14 protein-coding genes are annotated in these 15,172 nt (G+C 58.1%); 1 reads left to right on the top strand and 13 read right to left on the bottom strand.

The features are described from left to right. Positions 1-8 precede the first annotated feature (8 nt). The 7 genes from FN828_RS10985 to FN828_RS10955 form a co-directional block, all read right to left on the bottom strand. Positions 9-656 carry a DUF1523 family protein gene (locus FN828_RS10985; protein ID WP_142493464.1) on the bottom strand — a complete coding sequence of 216 codons (648 nt, stop codon included), beginning with the start codon at positions 654-656 and terminating at the stop codon, positions 9-11. Between the two features lie 122 nt (positions 657-778). Beyond that, positions 779-1,045 carry a hypothetical protein gene (locus FN828_RS10980; protein ID WP_142493462.1) on the bottom strand — a complete coding sequence of 89 codons (267 nt, stop codon included), beginning with the start codon at positions 1,043-1,045 and terminating at the stop codon, positions 779-781. A gap of 12 nt (positions 1,046-1,057) precedes the next feature. After that, entirely contained in the window at positions 1,058-2,467 is a 1,410-nt protein-coding gene (locus FN828_RS10975; RefSeq protein WP_142493460.1) for a DUF6638 family protein, read from the bottom strand. After that, positions 2,464-3,054 carry a hypothetical protein gene (locus FN828_RS10970; protein ID WP_142493458.1) on the bottom strand — a complete coding sequence of 197 codons (591 nt, stop codon included), beginning with the start codon at positions 3,052-3,054 and terminating at the stop codon, positions 2,464-2,466. Before FN828_RS10970 ends, FN828_RS10975 begins: the two co-directional genes overlap by 4 nt. Before the next feature lies 1 nt (position 3,055). Beyond that, complete coding sequence (locus FN828_RS10965) at positions 3,056-4,990, bottom strand: AAA family ATPase (RefSeq protein ID WP_142493456.1); 1,935 nt, start codon at positions 4,988-4,990, stop codon at positions 3,056-3,058. Between the two features lie 108 nt (positions 4,991-5,098). Then, positions 5,099-6,226: a hypothetical protein gene (locus FN828_RS10960; protein WP_142493454.1), complete on the bottom strand. Its 1,128-nt coding sequence runs from the start codon at positions 6,224-6,226 to the stop codon at positions 5,099-5,101. Beyond that, positions 6,227-7,303 (bottom strand): coiled-coil domain-containing protein, encoded by a 1,077-nt coding sequence (locus FN828_RS10955; protein ID WP_142493452.1) that lies wholly within the window; start codon positions 7,301-7,303, stop codon positions 6,227-6,229. It abuts the gene before it with no gap. A 203-nt stretch (positions 7,304-7,506) separates the two neighbouring features. Between FN828_RS10955 and FN828_RS10950 the strand changes: the two genes are divergently transcribed. Further along, positions 7,507-8,070: a hypothetical protein gene (locus FN828_RS10950; protein WP_142493450.1), complete on the top strand. Its 564-nt coding sequence runs from the start codon at positions 7,507-7,509 to the stop codon at positions 8,068-8,070. A gap of 20 nt (positions 8,071-8,090) precedes the next feature. On the opposite strand, the gene FN828_RS10945 is transcribed toward FN828_RS10950, so the two are convergent. The 6 genes from FN828_RS10945 to boxC all read right to left on the bottom strand — a co-directional run bounded on the left by FN828_RS10945 (position 8,091) and on the right by boxC (position 15,102). After that, positions 8,091-9,350 carry a 3-hydroxyacyl-CoA dehydrogenase family protein gene (locus FN828_RS10945; protein WP_142493448.1) on the bottom strand — a complete coding sequence of 420 codons (1,260 nt, stop codon included), beginning with the start codon at positions 9,348-9,350 and terminating at the stop codon, positions 8,091-8,093. Between the two features lie 5 nt (positions 9,351-9,355). After that, entirely contained in the window at positions 9,356-10,273 is a 918-nt protein-coding gene (locus tag FN828_RS10940; RefSeq protein WP_142493446.1) for a helix-turn-helix transcriptional regulator, read from the bottom strand. A gap of 190 nt (positions 10,274-10,463) precedes the next feature. Then, on the bottom strand, positions 10,464-11,651 hold the full coding sequence (gene boxA / locus FN828_RS10935) for a benzoyl-CoA 2,3-epoxidase subunit BoxA (RefSeq protein WP_142493445.1): 1,188 nt from the start codon (positions 11,649-11,651) through the stop codon (positions 10,464-10,466). Positions 11,652-11,715: 64 nt separating this feature from the next. Further along, positions 11,716-11,880 carry a hypothetical protein gene (locus FN828_RS20505; RefSeq protein ID WP_185958993.1) on the bottom strand — a complete coding sequence of 55 codons (165 nt, stop codon included), beginning with the start codon at positions 11,878-11,880 and terminating at the stop codon, positions 11,716-11,718. A 62-nt stretch (positions 11,881-11,942) separates the two neighbouring features. After that, complete coding sequence (gene boxB, locus FN828_RS10930) at positions 11,943-13,394, bottom strand: benzoyl-CoA 2,3-epoxidase subunit BoxB (protein ID WP_142493444.1); 1,452 nt, start codon at positions 13,392-13,394, stop codon at positions 11,943-11,945. A gap of 52 nt (positions 13,395-13,446) precedes the next feature. Further along, complete coding sequence (boxC, locus tag FN828_RS10925) at positions 13,447-15,102, bottom strand: 2,3-epoxybenzoyl-CoA dihydrolase (protein ID WP_142493443.1); 1,656 nt, start codon at positions 15,100-15,102, stop codon at positions 13,447-13,449. Positions 15,103-15,172: the final 70 nt, after the last annotated feature.

Below are 15,172 nucleotides of genomic sequence, written 5' to 3'. Positions count from 1 at the left end.
CCCTTTGCTTACTTCTTCGATTTCCAGCTATCCAGCCAGCGCCGGACCCGGCCGCGTTTTTCGGCCAGCGTATCCATGCTGTCATCCCAGCTATCTTCGATCCCTTCCAGCATCGGGTCAATTCGTTTCGCCCGAAAGCGCCGCCAGCGTACCCAGATCGCCCAGATCAGCGCGAAAAACAGGGTCAGGATAATGATGTTCAGCCACGGGATAATCGTCGCATCCGGCCCATCCACCCGCTTCAGCCCCACGGCATTCGGAAACACCGACCAATATTCGTTCCGCCAGCCATAATGCGTGACCGAATACCATTCGGGATTATCCTTGGTGGATTTGGCGTCATTCGCCTCGGTGTACAGGTTGGCCGTGTCGAATTTGAAATAGGGCGGCCAGTGCCATCCGGTGTCTTCGTTCCGATACACCTTAGCCTTTCCCTCGGGGGTGACGGCCTGAATGAACTGCACATCACGGTTGATCAGCGCCGTGGATTGATCGTCCGGCGTAGACCAGAAAATCCGGGTCCAGTCGCCCAGTTCCTGCCGTTCCTCATAGGTATTGACGATCCGCACAATATCGTGCTGCGGCAGCGTGTAGTGGAAAAACGCCCCCACGATCAGCCAGACCGTTCCCCAGAATGCCCATTTGACATAGACCATACCCGGCCCTCCTTAATGCGTGTCGAACCCCCGCGTCAGCGTGTATTCGGATACGCGTAAAACCACTCAATGTTGCGGGTGATTTGAAAACGACCTGCGTATCAGGCCCGCCTCGAAACACCTCAACGATAGTTCACTAGATAGATGATCAGCGCGACAATCGCCACCGGCACGATATACACCAACAGGATCAGCTTGCGCCGGAATGAATCGTCGTAATCGTCCAGCCCATCCTCGATGAAATCCTCACGGTCGCCGCGTTTCACTTCTTCGTCCCATTCGCGCTCCAGCTTGCCGCGCCGCACCCGGCGCGACCAGATGGACACGATCACATAGATCACGCTTAGAACGACAAACCCAACGACGACCAGACGCAGCAATCCCAGCATCCCGCTTCTCCCTTATCCGCCCCACGGCCCCTTGGGGCGCGGCCTGTCATGGCCCTGCGCGGCACGTTCCCGCCGCACAGACCCCCACGGCCCGACCCGGTCCAGCAAATCCCGCTTCGGGGCAGGTGGTGGCGGGGGTGGCGCAGGTTCCGCCAAGGGCGCATCATGCCCAAACAAGGCCGCCCGCGCCCCCACCTTATCCGCCAGATATTCGCGTTCCAGAAAATCCGCGACATAGGATTTCTTGGTGTCCGACCACCCTGCATACAGGCTGTAAAACAGCTCTTTGTGGCAGATAAACAACTGCCGCACGTCCTTGGGTGCCAATTCCGCCAGCAGCATGTTCACCAGATCCGCATCCGGGTGATCCGCCGCCCGCAGGCTATAGAAATAGGCCGGGTGATCGCTGTCGATCCGGGGCCACGGTCCTTCGTCCTCGGCCCAGCGCACCAAGGCCTGAAGTCCATGAAATTCCGGCGGCAACGCATCGGCATGGGCGCGGGCCAGCGCCCGAATATCGCGCCGCGTGGCCCCGGTCAGGTCAATCCCCCGGTCTTGCGCCACATCCACCACGATGAAATCCATCTTCTGCCGCAGGATCGCCCCCGCGTCGATCCCCCGCGCCTTGACGATGGGTTCCACCAGCTTGTTCTGCTCCAGAAACCGGGCAATCTGATTGCGCGCATCGAAGCCAAAAACATGCGCCCCCGCCAATCCGGCCAGCGCCGCTTTATCCCGCGCAATCGCCACAGCATCCGGCCCGCCGCGAAACAGGTAAACCCCGCCGAAATGCGCGGTCCAGTAATTGTTCTGCACGAATTCCATCTGTTTCAGCCGCACCGGATTGCGCGTCACATCGCCAGTTTTTTTCGCCAGCCCGATCATATCCGCAATCAGCACATCATCGAACCAGGCGTCGTCCTCCTCCATGAAGCGGTCAACCATCTGGCCCAGCTTTTCCGCGTCCCGCACCGTGCCTGCGGTCGTGTCCGCCTCGATCCTGATTTTGCGAATGTCCAGCAGCCGCGCCGGATCGGCGACAGAATAGACCGAGTTCAACAGCTCCCCCGCCACCGCATCTCGCGCGGTCAGGGCGAACAGTTGCGCCTCGTTTTCCTCGATGAACTGCCGCAGAATGCTGCGCGACATCGAGAATTTGGCATTCAGCAAAGGCGCGGTTTTCTGCGCGGTGGTCAGCAGGATGAACTGCCGATTACAGCCCCCTTGGTTCAGATACAGCATATCCCCCAGCTCATCCCCGATTTCCGGGGAATACCCGCTGATGTCGATGTGAAAATCCGTCAGCTCCGTGCGCTTGCCCGTCAGATGGACCAACGCGCGGTTATACCGCTCCACCAACGCAGGCGAGGCCACATGGATCAGGTTCCCGAACATCAGGCCTTTTTCGATGAGGCGTTTCACTTAAACTCGATCCCTTCAGCGCTATCCAACTCTTTTTTAAGAGTACCCCATTCTCTCTTGAGAAATTTTTGTGCGGAATACACTGCGTGAGTTCTTGCCTTGGCCTTCATGCTTTCATTTTGTTCGGGATCACGCATTGCATTCATCAACTGCTGTAGAGCTTTCGCGACTTCTTTGGCTTCATCCTCATGCATGGGTAACCGAAGCAAAATTTGGTTGAGATTCCGACCAGAAGTTTCATAGTCTGTTGTTTCATTAGAAATATCAGCGATGAATACCGCTAGTGCATCACGGAGATCATCAATCCATCTTTGTCTAAACTGAGATTTCTGCAAAGCAGCCTGCATTTTCCGGCCATAGACCTCTCGTCGGTCAGTTGCAGAATTGGTAATCGCAGCCGCCCAAACCGCAAGTCCGGAAACTAAGAATACAGTACCGATAGAGACAAATGTTCCTCCATTTTCACCTAAAAAGCTCTCATAGCGTTCAACGAAGCTTCCTGAGTAACCTCCAAGCATAACTAGAAAGGGCGGAAACAAGGCAACCAATGCCAAAATTACAAAAAAGAAAGCAAGCAACAATGTCATCTCACCCCTTCCCCTCCAAATACCGTCTCTTCGCCTCTTCCGTCCGGCCGAAATCCCGCACCATCGCGTCAATCGCCACCTCGTCGGACTTGTCAGCATAGCGGAATTCTGAATCCGCGTAGCGGTTGATCTCTTGCACGACCATCTCCACCGTGATCGGGCGGCGCAGATCTTCGATCATTGCCAGCTTGCGCTCGTAGGGCTGGAACAGGAACAGCTCGGGCTGTTCCATCCAGTCATCCGGCAATTCAAAATCCATCGACCGCACCTTCACCGCGTCGGTGATGTTCTTGATCGCCCGGCCCGTGAACCGTTCATCCGCCTGTTGGATTGCCTTCAGGTAGGTTCCCAGCTTGGCAATCGTGTCCAACGCCCCGATCTGCCCCTGCACCCGGTCATAAACCTCGATCAGCCCGGCCTCTTGCGGGCGCTCATGCGCCTGAAACGACCGTTCAACCGCGCGCTTGATCTCTTGCGCGGCAAACAGGTCATGATCCCCCAAAGGGATGTCATGTTTCTTGCCCATCAACAGCGCCAGAATGTCGATGTAATCGTCACGCGTTTGCGGCCCATCCACCAAAAACCGCGCCCCGGCCCGCTGGCGCAGCGCGTCATCCACGTTTTCGGGGTAGTTGGAAAACATCCCAAAGGTACAGTTCCCGCGCACAACGGTATTAGCCCCGGCGAATGCCTCCATGAACACCGCCGTCACCTCTTGCTGTCCCGCGCTGGATTGGCGATCCCCCCGTTTCCCGGCAATCTGGTCAATATCGTCAATCGTACCAAACCCGATCACCTGCGGGTCCAGTACGTTATTCACAAACGCCTTGGCATTCTGCCCCGATTTGCCCTGATAGCTGTCGATATTGTCGATCCCGAAATTCTGATACCGGAACGGATAGCCCGCAATCTGGCAATAGTCATGGATCATCCCCGCCATCATCTGAATCAGCGTGGTTTTCCCGGTCCCCGGTTTGCCATCGCCCATAAAGGTAAAAATAAACCCGCCCAATTCGGCAAAGGGATTCAGGCGCCGGTCGAAATCATAGGCCATCAGCATCTTGGCCAGCCGCATCGCCTGATATTTGGCGATATGATTGCCCACCACCTGATGCGGCTTCTTGAACTGCATGGTCAGGGTGCTGCCCGTGGCCTTGCGCGCCGGGGTAAAGCCCTGAATGGTGAAATCATCCGCCGCCACCCGCCAGCTTGCGCCGCTGAACCCCTCTAGGCGCGGCGCGGTCGCGGCCCGTCCGGCCACCCGGTCCATCACCGCCTCGGCAAAGGCCGTCAGCGTGGCAATCAGATGCGGCTCGTCATTGGCGTGAGCGGCCAAAACCTGATCCAACTGCCATAACACCCCATGCAGGGCCAATTGCGCGTTGTCGGTCAGAATCTCATCAGGGCTGCCCACCTCGACCGTGATTTCGCTCTGATGCGGGGCCAACAGAAACGCCGTGGCATTGGCAAAGACATGCAGCACCGCCAGCGCCTCGGCCGTCAGCAATTCCGCGAAATCCTGCGCTTGGGCAGCGGGTAACGATCCCTCCAGATTGGCGCGTTTCATCCCGTCCAGCCCGGTCCGCGCCGAAAACCCCGCCCCCACGGCCAGCGCAATCGCCAGCGCCCGGCGCAGGCTGTTCATCGCGGTGGCCTGCAAGGGCGATATCAACGCATCGCCGCCATCCGCCGCTTCGATCCGCGCCAGCAGATGCACCCCGTCAGGCCGCACAGTGGGGCGCGTCACCATCCCCGGCGTGGTTGACCGAAACCGCCGATGCCCCACGATTCCCGCGGATTTTTCCGGCCCCGGCACATCCCGCGCCTTGCCCAGACGTGGCGTATGATCGAACCCTTCCAACAGGCTCAGCGCCGCCGGGTAATGCGCCCGAATATCGTCCTCGCGCAGTTCCATCAAATCACTTGTCAGGCTCATAATGCGGCCCTTTCACTTCTTTCTGTTTCCAAATACTCCCGCCGGAGGCCCGGAAAATTACGAATTTTCCGGTCAAAATTCTTTGCAAGAATTTTGCCGCGCCCGGTCTCAATAGCTCAGCACCCGCCCGGCGCTGCTGACCACGAATTTCCGCACGCTGGCAAATCCCGGCGGGGATTTTTCCACCAACACCTGATAGGGTCGTTCCGGCAGGATGATACTGCGTTCGGTCCGGGTTGCGCCGGTATCCACGCCCCGCCCACCGAAAGGGTCCAGCGCGAAAATCTCGCGCTCGGCGGTAGAAAACCAGCCCACCCGCTCTTCGGTGACGCGTTCGCTTTCCAATTCCTCGACCGTCCACGCCAGCGCCCAATCCTGCCCTTCGGGGCTTTCGGCCTCGGCCAGCACCTCGCGCAGCGGGCCGGATTGATGCGTATAGGCATGGGAGTACATCGGACCCAGATGGATACGCCGCAGCTTCTTGGGGTGCAGATCGTTAAACTGCGCGTCAAACCCCTTGGCAATCGTCACCAGCTTCAACCCGCCCAGGGATTGCCCCATCAGCTGCGCCTGAACTTCGGGCCAGCGATGTTCATCCTTCGGCAGCGGATCGCGCCCGCTATCCTCGACCTCCATCAGATAGATCACCGGCAGGTTCAACTGGCTGTCATAGACCGCCCAATGCAACAGATACCGACGCCGATCCCCCATTCCCGACAACCAGATCGGCAAAGGATCGTTCCGCGCCCAAAACATCTGCCCACGCTGCAATTCTTCGTAATACAATCGCTGAGACAGCGCGAATTGCAGCCGTGTCGGGATCTCTTGCCCGGCCACGATCTTTTCCACCATCTGCCGCTTCAGCGCCTCGGCCCCCGGCATTCCATCCAGATGGCTGGCGGCCTGCATCGCATCATTGGCCATCACCAGCAATTCGTTGAACACCGGGAATCCGCTGTCCACGGTATCAATCGACAGCGACCCAAAGAACTGCCCGGTTTCCCGCCCTACAAGCAGATATTTCATGCTCAACGCGCGAAAGGTGAACCCAACCATCGCCATATAACGCGCCAGAACCTCGACCTCGTCGCTGTTCAGTTCACCCTTGGCGCGCATCATCCCGGCCACCCGGCCCAGATGGCCGGTGATCACGTCAAACTTGCGGAAATACCGACGGCTGGCGAATGTATCGCTAAGCGCGGCATGATCGGCCTCGATCTGGACCTTCCCCGTCATTTACTGACCATACAGGTTCTTGTCGTGCTTTTCGACAATCGCCTGGAACCGGCGGGCAAAGCGTTCGTCGGCCTTGGCTTTGGCTTCCAGCACCTCGCGGGCGAACACCATATGTTCCTCGTGTTTTTCCATCATATCGGCCATGCGCTGATTGGTGGCCGTTCCGATTGCGGCCATTGCAGCCTGCGCTTCCTTGTCGGTCTGCACCCCGATTTCGTTGATCCGGTGGGCGATGTCCTGCTGCTGTGCCGTCTTCAGCGATTTGGTCAGCGCGTCATACAAGACCACCCGTTGCTTGGTGTCTGTCTGCAATTTGTTGATCAGCACCATTTGCGTTGCCGCCTGATTTTGCAAACTGTCGACCCAGGTTTTGCCCTTCTCGATATAGCGTTCCAGCGTCTGCGACTTGGCCAGCTTCACCTGCTCGTCCTGCACCAGCGCGTTATACGCCTTGTTCAGATCGGCCAGTTCGGTTTCCAGCTTGGTACGCTCTGCCGCGTCCTGCGTGACGGAAATCTTGTTTTCCAGCGCAATGATCTTCGGGTCCATCGCCAGAATTTCGGCCCGCACGCCTTCCAATTCCTGCACCGTAAATTCGCGGTCATCCAGCGTTTCGGTCAGGTTGGTTTCCACCTTGGCCTTTTGATCGTTCAGCGTGGCAAGCTGGCTTTCCAGCAGCTTGGTAATCACGTCGGATTTGGAAATCAGATCCTGCAACTTATCGTCAATATTCGCCGTGCGCATCCGTTCCTGCCGCAGCGAATCCGATTTGCCCTTGCTGAAAATCCCGACAAAGGATTCCCAGCCGGTTTTCGTCCGCATCTGGTCGAAATCCTTGGAAAACGCAGCGGTCACATCGTCCAGCCCCATGATCAGTTCGGCGATATTGGCGTTCATCACCTCGGTATGGGCGTGAACATCGTCCAGCGTGGCATTTTCAATGTCGATGGACACGTCATCGCCGGTTTTCATCTTGCTGCGCGCTGTTTCGATCCGCCCGGTCAATTCCGCGATCTTGGCCTGCGCTTCGGCCACCTGCTTTTGCGACTCCAACACCTGCGCTTCGAAATTGGCCATCACACTCTCCCTGAATGAAACTCATAGTATCCATATGGGAAATGTAAAACATGTTTACATCCCCCCAACTCATGCAATTGCCCAAACTTTCGCAAATGCCAGCCACAAAAGAAAGAGCGAACACAGGTCATGAAACCCTGACTTGCCCGGCCTGGTCATCGCTGGCACCCTCTGGTCAGATTTATACCCAACAGGATTTTCCAATGCCCCGTCTGCTTTCTGCCCTAACCGCCTTGTCCCTGCTGTTGCCCCTGCCCGCACTGGCAGATGAAATTACGGACGCGCTGGATTCGGCCAAGGCCGCCTATGCCGAAGGTGACATTCAATATGCGATCGAAGAACTGGAATTTGCCCGCAACAAACTGCTGGCCCTGAAAACCGATGCGCTGGGGGCTTATCTGCCCGATGCCCCCGATGGCTGGGCCCGCACCATCAATTCGGATATGGGGGCCGGGCTGGCCATGATGGGTGGCGGCGTCGGCGCGGAAGCCAATTATGACAAACAGGATGGATCGGACAGCTATACCATCACGCTGATGGCCGATAACCCGATGATCGCCTCTATCGCGGGGATGATCAACAACGCCGCCATGATGGGGGTCAAGGTCGAACGGATCGGCCGCCAGAAATTCATGGTACAAGACAGCGAAATCACCGGCCTTGTCGCCAACCGGGTGCTGGTGAAAATCACCGGATCGTCTCAGGACACGATGATGGCCGCGCTGGAACAAATGGATTTTGCCGCGATGGGCAATTTCGGGAACTGATCCCAGATCACGCCCCCCCGTCATCCGGCCAGATCGCGCAGCCGTTCCCCGGTTTGCGCCGCCTGCACCAATGGCGGGGCCACGCCCCAAACCAGCGGGTCTTCGGTCTGTAGCGCCGTCAATGCCGCAGCGATTTCACGCGCATTCATCTGATCCGCCCAAAATACAATCCCCCCCGTCTGCGGCGGCAAACCCAGTGCTTGTGTGCTGATCCGATCCAGATCATCCGCGGAAACCCCGCGGGACAAGGCCCACGCCGCCTCGTTGATCTGGGAAAGCAACAGCCTTTTGCGGATCTCCTCGGGTGGGAATTCCCGCCGCGATATTCCGGCAAACCATGCTTCTTCGCGGCACAGATCTTCGACCAGCGGATCAATCACTTTGCCGCCGCCACCGGGATAGCGATACCACCCGACACTGGCTTTCTTGCCCAGCCGCCCTTCCTCGACCGCGCGGTCCGCGATGGGAATATAGCGCCGCGCCGGATCGCGCGGACGACGTTGCCGCACCCCATAGGCCACGTCCGTGCCGATCAAATCCTGCGCCTCGTAAATCCCCATAGCATAGCCGAAATCCTCCAACGCCTCGTCGATCTCCCACGGTGTTGTGCCATCCATCAGCAGGGTATCCGCTGCCTCTAGCAGGCGCAGGTTCAGCCGCTCGCTGACAAAGCCCGATGCGGGGGCCATGACAGGCACTTTCCCCAGCCGCGAAACCAGCCCGAACACCTGCTTCGTGATCCCCGGCGCCGTCCCGGAATGCGGGGCCAGTTCAACAATCCGCGTCTGCTGCGCGGGCGTAAATATCTGGACGCCCAGCACTCTTTCCGGGGCAGGCAAGGCACAGGCCACCGCCGACAAATCCGCCCCGGCCAGATTGGGCAAAATCGGGGTATCCGACGCAACATAATGTGTCAGTTGTTGCAACAGGGCCAGCTTACGAGGGATCGGCTCCGAACTCCGGTCCAATATCAGATCGCTTTCGGACGCCTCTGCCGGGTCAATGGAAAATCGCAACAACCCCGTAGGGTCGCCCCCCAATCCCCGCCGCAAATAGTCCTGCGCACGTTCCAGACTGCTGGCATCGTCCTCTAGGAAAAGAACGGAAATCCCCTTGGAAACAAGCGACAGGGCCAGACCCAACCCCGTTGCCGCGCCCCCGATCACTGTGGCCCGCGCCACATCACAGGGCAGATTTTCAGGGGTCAGTACGTGCTCCTGATGCGCCAATCCCGCCGCCCGCGCCGATGGGGTCAATTCAGACAGCAGCGGAATCCGCATTCCACCTACCCCAGAAACTTGTGGTCCGCGATCAGCGCCAGCAATTCCCTAAGCGACACATCCAAGGTTTTGCCGGTGGTATCCAGACGGGCCAAAGCCTTTTCATACAGCGCTTCGCGGCTGGTCAGGATGGATTTCAATTCCTGCATCGCCTCGGGGTTCCCCGCCATCGGGCGGGTATCGCCTTGCGCCCGGACACGTTCCATATGCTCGGTCGGGGCCGCCTTTACCCAGATCGTATGAAAGCGGTTCAACAGCGTCGTATAGGTATCCGGTGCGGCGACGATGCCCCCGGCAACCGCGAGGATCATCGTGTCATGGGTCTGAATCACCCGGCTGACGGCCTGCGCCTCCAGCTTGCGATACCCTTCTTGCCCATATAGCGCCATGACCTCGTTCACGGGCATACCGGACTGTTCTTCGATTTCGCGGTTCAGTTCAACAAAGGGAATATTCAACACATCCCCCGCGCGCTGCCCCAAGGTGGATTTTCCCGCCCCACGCAGCCCGATCAAACAAATCCGCTGCGCGCGCATTTCTTGACTGCTTTCGGGACGCAGCAGGTTCATAACCTGCTGGCGCGTCGCTGTATTGGCCGAACGGTACAGTTCCGCAACATGCAGCGCCTCGGACGACCACGGGTCTTCTTCGGTCATCAGCCATTCGATCCGATGATCCAGCGCAATCGCCACCCGCTGCAACAATCCGATGGAAATGTTCCCCTCGCCTGCCTCTAGCTGCGCCAGATAGCGCGGCGACACACCCGAAATTTCCGACAACACCCGGCGCGGAATTCCTTTGCGTTCTCTGGCTTTGCGGACCCGCTCCCCGACACGGGTAATCAGCGCACGAACCTCATCTTCTCCCATAGAGCGAGAGCCGCTGGGTGTCGTTTCACCCCGAAAGTTCGTGATTTCACCCATTACCCTTCTCTGCGCCCTTTTCTGTGCGGAATAGCGCACAAATCCCTTTACATGTGCATTATATTTCACATGTTAGCGTGATTTTCTGGCGCTGTACAACGAAATACGCAACGCTTCAAACCCTCGGACGCTTCGTCATTCCGCCGTCAAAGCCCTATCGGTATGGGCAGCGAGACATCGGTTCGTCATCTCAATAGGTTTCGACGTGGTATCGCCCTTCTTCGCGCATCGCATCCCGAAGGGCAACCCACTGAACCCCGATGCTTTCCGCAATATTAGTAAAGGCTTTTTCCACGCCTTCCTCCATCCCGCGAAGGCCACAGATATAGATATAGGTATTGGGATCGCCCAACATTTCGGCCACGGCGTCCTCTTCTGCCAGAATACGATCCTGCACATATTCCTTTGGCTGATCCGGCAGGCGGCTGAATACCATATGCGTTTTCAGCAATGCCTCGGGCACTTTTTTCAGCGGTCCGAAATACGGCAACGTATCAGGCGACCGCGCCCCGAAAAACATGGTCATCCCGCCGGATTTATTCCCCACGCTGCGCTGGCGGCGCATGGTAAACGCCCGCATCGGCGCCGATCCGGTGCCCGTACACACCATCAGCAGCCGCGCCTGCGGATCGTCGGGCATCAGGAAAGTCGCCCCAAACGGGCCGGTCACGCGCACCTTATCCCCCGGCTTCAGATCGCAAACGTAATTGGAGCAAATCCCGTGCTGTTCACGCTTCACAGTCAGGGACACGTTGCCAAAATTCGGGCGTTCCCCATCGCGTGGGCTGGACACCGAATACAGGCGTGGCAAATACGGATTGCCTTTGTCATCCTGCCCCGGCGGCAAAATACCGATGCTTTGCCCCTCCAGTACCGGGAATTTATCCTGAAAGCTTAGGATGACATGGCGCACATCGGTATCCGCCCCGTCGCCCGTCAGACGATAATTCCCCTGCACTGTCGCCTCGACCGGGTGGGACAGGTTGTACATATTCACCGTCGGCTTTGACGCAGACGCAGGCGCAACCGCCTTGCCCCCTGCCCCGGCGTGGGCCTCGGCCAGCAGCGCAGCCATTGCATCATCCAGCGCTTCCATCCCGCCTGCGGCTTCGCTTTGGGTGATGTCCTGCTGTTCGGGCAATTCTTCCCAGCCGAACTGTTCCTCAACAGAATAGGGGTCAGCCACCACGCGCCATTCATCAATGGACCCGGTCGGGCAAACCGGGATGCAGGCCATGCAGTAATCGCACTTATCGGCATCCACCACGACGTTGTTATCGTCATGCACGATGGCCTCGATCGGGCAGGTCATTTCGCAGGTATAGCACCGGATGCAGATTTCCGGGTCGATCAGATGTTGTTTGATCGGCTTATTCATAGTGGTTTACCTTCGGAATTGCGTGGCTGGCCGGTGGCGCGGCTGCGTAGCCCGGATGATAAAATTACGAGCGGTTCAGGATTGCATCGGGAAAGGTCATGACCTCGATCAGTGCCTGACACAGGCCCCGGCAATTGTTGCACCCCACACAAGTTCCGCCCAGTTCGGTCACAGCGACCCCCACAGCGGCGGTACGCGGGGCATTGGCGATCTGACGTTCGATATCCATCTTATCCTCCGTATTCGGATCGGGGTGGGACGGGCCGGGGACACGCCCCGGCCACATCGCAATTACGCCATGTGCAGTTTGACGTATTCAAAATCGCCCGGCTTATTGTCGATGCCAACCTTGGGCGGGCTGATCCAGCTTGCGTATTGGCCGGGTTCGTAAACCGGCTTCATCAGCGATTGGATGAAATCACCATCGGCATGGGTGGGCAGCCAATCATTCACCTTGGCGTCATAGTCTGCCCCGGACAGCGGGTTGCCGTCGGGATCGAAATTATGCCCCGCAAACACACCAATCTGACGGTGGAAGGATTCATGCGGCAGCTTCATTTCAAACTCGATCCCGGCTTTTTCGATGATCTTGTTCCAGCGCCCCACCCCGCCAGCGGCGTCACGGGTATAGTCATCACGCAGGCGCATGTTGATGGCGGTCAGGGCGGGAACCTGTTTTTGCACCACTTTGCCGTCTTCCAAATCCCAAACCGTATAGGTGTCGTTGGTCAGCTTGTGATCGTCGTCGATCCGGCTTTCCATGTAACGGCCCTTGATCCCTGCGTTGAACGCGTTGGCGGCGTTGGTCGACACCTCCTGCCCGAACAAGTCCAGCGACAGGGTATAGTGCAGGTTCAGCTTTTTCTGAATCGTCGGCAGGTCGATGACACCCAAATCGCGGATTTTGTTGATGTCATAAGGGTCGGTGATCCCATGCGCATTCATCACTTCGCAGGTGCGCTGGATGGTACGGCCCACCCCGGTTTCCCCAACGAACATATGGTGCGCTTCTTCGGTCAGCATAAAGCGGCAGGTGCGCGACAGCGGATCGAAACCCGATTGCGCCAGCGATTCCAACTGCATCTTGCCATCGCGGTCGGTGAAATAGGTGAACATGAAGAAGGACAGCCAATCCGGCGTTTCTTCGTTAAAGGCACCCAGCATCCGCGGCGCTTCTTCGGACCCCGAGGACCGGCGCAGCAGATCATCCGCTTCTTCGCGGCCATCCTTGCCGAAATATTTTTGCAGCAGATAGACCATCGCCCACAGGTGGCGGCCTTCTTCGACATTCACCTGAAACAGGTTGCGCATGTCATACAGCGATGGGGCGGTCAGCCCCAGAAAACGCTGCTGCTCGACCGAGGCAGGCTCGGTATCGCCCTGAATAACGATCAGGCGCTTCAGCAGGTTGCGGTATTCACCGGGGACTTCCTGCCAGGCGGGTTGACCGGCATGTTCACCGCAGGGAATACGACGGTCTTCGACCTGCGGGGCCAACAGGATGCCCCAGCGGTATTCCGGCATTTTCACATAGTCGAATTTCGCCCAGCCCTTTGGGTCCACCGAAACGGCAGTGCGCAGGTAAACCAACGATTGCTGGAAATTATCGGGGATCAGGTCAGACCACCAGTTGATATAGCCGGGGTGCCATTTTTCCAGCGCCTTCAACACGCGTTTATCCGACGACAGGCCCACATTATTGGGGATTTGGGTGTCATAGCTGACATTAATCAGATCAAGCATTTCTCTCTCCCTTGGGTGGTGCGTAAGATTGCGCACCCGATGATTTTCAATCTTAAACGCGCTGCATGTTGTAATCGCCGCGCACCCCGGTGCCGTAGCGCTGCAAGGCCCCATCCGGCCCCACCGCATTCGGGCGCTGGAAAATCCAGTTCTGCCATGCCGTCAGGCGGCCAAAGATGCGGGTTTCCATCGTTTCCGGCCCGGCAAAGCGCAGGTTTGCCTCCATCCCGGTCATTGCATCAGGGCTAAAGCTGGCGCGTTCTTCCATGAAGATGCGGATTTCATCGTCCCAGTCGATGTCATCCAGAATATAGGTCACAAGCCCCAGGTCCTCAGCCCGCTCGGCCTCGATCTGCTCACCGATATGGGATTTCAGATCCGTCACCTGTTCGGGCGCACCCAGAAACCGGGTTTCCAGACGGGTCAAATCATTGCCCATCGGGTAGGTGCCGAAATTCGCCTCGGACAGGGTGATCTGCGCCATCGGGCGGTTATCACCCTCGAATTCGTCTTCCATCATATAGGTGCGGTCCACGGCCCACAGCAGTTCGGCCAGAACGCCCGCGAAACACGACCCATGTTCGACCAGCGCCACCAAGGACCGCGAGGTCACATCCACCCGCTTCAGCACCCGCTTCCAATATTGCAGGATTTCATTGGCCAGCCAGTGATCCTTGTTCGCCAACAGCAGCGCCTCGTGCGCCAGCACAGCTTCGGCATCGCCCTGCGTGCGAATGACCCACAGGCCCAGATCCTTTTCATTGTTGCGCAGGTGCAGGATCGCATCATCCAGTTCCCGCGCCAGACGCAGCAGATAGGATTGATCGCCTTGCGCCACCAGATCATCAACCGACGCCGGAACATCCCCATCCGGGCCATTCAGCGTAATCGTCACCTTGCGCCCCGCGCGGTCCAGCGCGACCTCGACCAGCGAATAGTGAACGGCGTCTTCCGCAATATCGCGCTTCAATGCGTTCAGCGTGATCCCCTTTGCGGCTTTCGATGGGGTGGCGGCAGCGAATTCCTTGGCCCGTTCGGCCACCGTGGCGTCAAACTTTGAATTCGGCACGACTTCGTCCACCAAATTCCAGTCCTGCGCCCGCTTACCGCGCACGCCTTCTTCCATCGCGCAGAACACATCAGCTAGATCGCGGCGCACTTTCCGCTTGTCCGTGACGCGGGTCAGACCGCCAGTACCGGGCAGAACGGCCAGCAGCGGCACCTCGGGCAGGGCCACGGCACTGTTGCTGTCGTCGGTCAGGATGATGTGATTACACGCCAGCGCCAGCTCGTATCCGCCCCCGGCGCAGGCCCCTTTGACCGCAGCCACATATTTCTGGCCTGAATCCTTTTCCGCTGCCTCGAACGTATTGCGGGTTTCATTGGTGAATTTACAAAAATTCACCTTATGCGCATGTTCGGCCCCACCCAGCATACGGATATTCGCCCCGGCACAGAACACCTTGTCCTTGCCGGATTGCATGACCACGACTTTCACCTCGGGGTGTTCAAACCGCATCCGCTGCACAATGTCGGCCAGCTCGATATCGACACCCAGATCATAGGAATTCAGCTTCAACTGGTAGCCATCAAACAGGCCGCCATTTTCATCCACATCCATGATCAGATTGGCGACATCGCCATTATAGTCCACCCGCCAGTGGCGGTATTCAGAGGGGTCCGTCTGAAAGTCGATGATCTTGGCCACGTCGGCATCTCCTCAAGTCCATGTCGCTTTTCTGCACTATAGTTCCCATTACCCCGTCCGAAAAGGTATT

This window comes from Thalassovita litoralis, from assembly GCF_900182725.1.
Classification (GTDB): Bacteria; Pseudomonadota; Alphaproteobacteria; order Rhodobacterales; family Rhodobacteraceae; genus Thalassobius; species Thalassobius litoralis.
Note: the sequence above shows the minus strand (reverse complement) of the source record. Positions and strands in the feature narration are given on the sequence as shown.

Coding starts and splice junctions, on each gene's coding strand:
- FN828_RS20505 (WP_185958993.1), bottom strand. CDS start 11,880: ATGGATATCGAACGTCAGATCGCCAATGCCCCGCGTACCGCCGCTGTG.
- FN828_RS10965 (WP_142493456.1), bottom strand. CDS start 4,990: ATGAGCCTGACAAGTGATTTGATGGAACTGCGCGAGGACGATATTCGG.
- FN828_RS10940 (WP_142493446.1), bottom strand. CDS start 10,273: ATGGGTGAAATCACGAACTTTCGGGGTGAAACGACACCCAGCGGCTCT.
- FN828_RS10945 (WP_142493448.1), bottom strand. CDS start 9,350: ATGCGGATTCCGCTGCTGTCTGAATTGACCCCATCGGCGCGGGCGGCG.
- FN828_RS10970 (WP_142493458.1), bottom strand. CDS start 3,054: ATGACATTGTTGCTTGCTTTCTTTTTTGTAATTTTGGCATTGGTTGCC.
- FN828_RS10960 (WP_142493454.1), bottom strand. CDS start 6,226: ATGACGGGGAAGGTCCAGATCGAGGCCGATCATGCCGCGCTTAGCGAT.
- FN828_RS10980 (WP_142493462.1), bottom strand. CDS start 1,045: ATGCTGGGATTGCTGCGTCTGGTCGTCGTTGGGTTTGTCGTTCTAAGC.
- boxB (WP_142493444.1), bottom strand. CDS start 13,394: ATGCTTGATCTGATTAATGTCAGCTATGACACCCAAATCCCCAATAAT.
- FN828_RS10950 (WP_142493450.1), top strand. CDS start 7,507: ATGCCCCGTCTGCTTTCTGCCCTAACCGCCTTGTCCCTGCTGTTGCCC.
- FN828_RS10955 (WP_142493452.1), bottom strand. CDS start 7,303: ATGGCCAATTTCGAAGCGCAGGTGTTGGAGTCGCAAAAGCAGGTGGCC.
- FN828_RS10985 (WP_142493464.1), bottom strand. CDS start 656: ATGGTCTATGTCAAATGGGCATTCTGGGGAACGGTCTGGCTGATCGTG.
- boxA (WP_142493445.1), bottom strand. CDS start 11,651: ATGAATAAGCCGATCAAACAACATCTGATCGACCCGGAAATCTGCATC.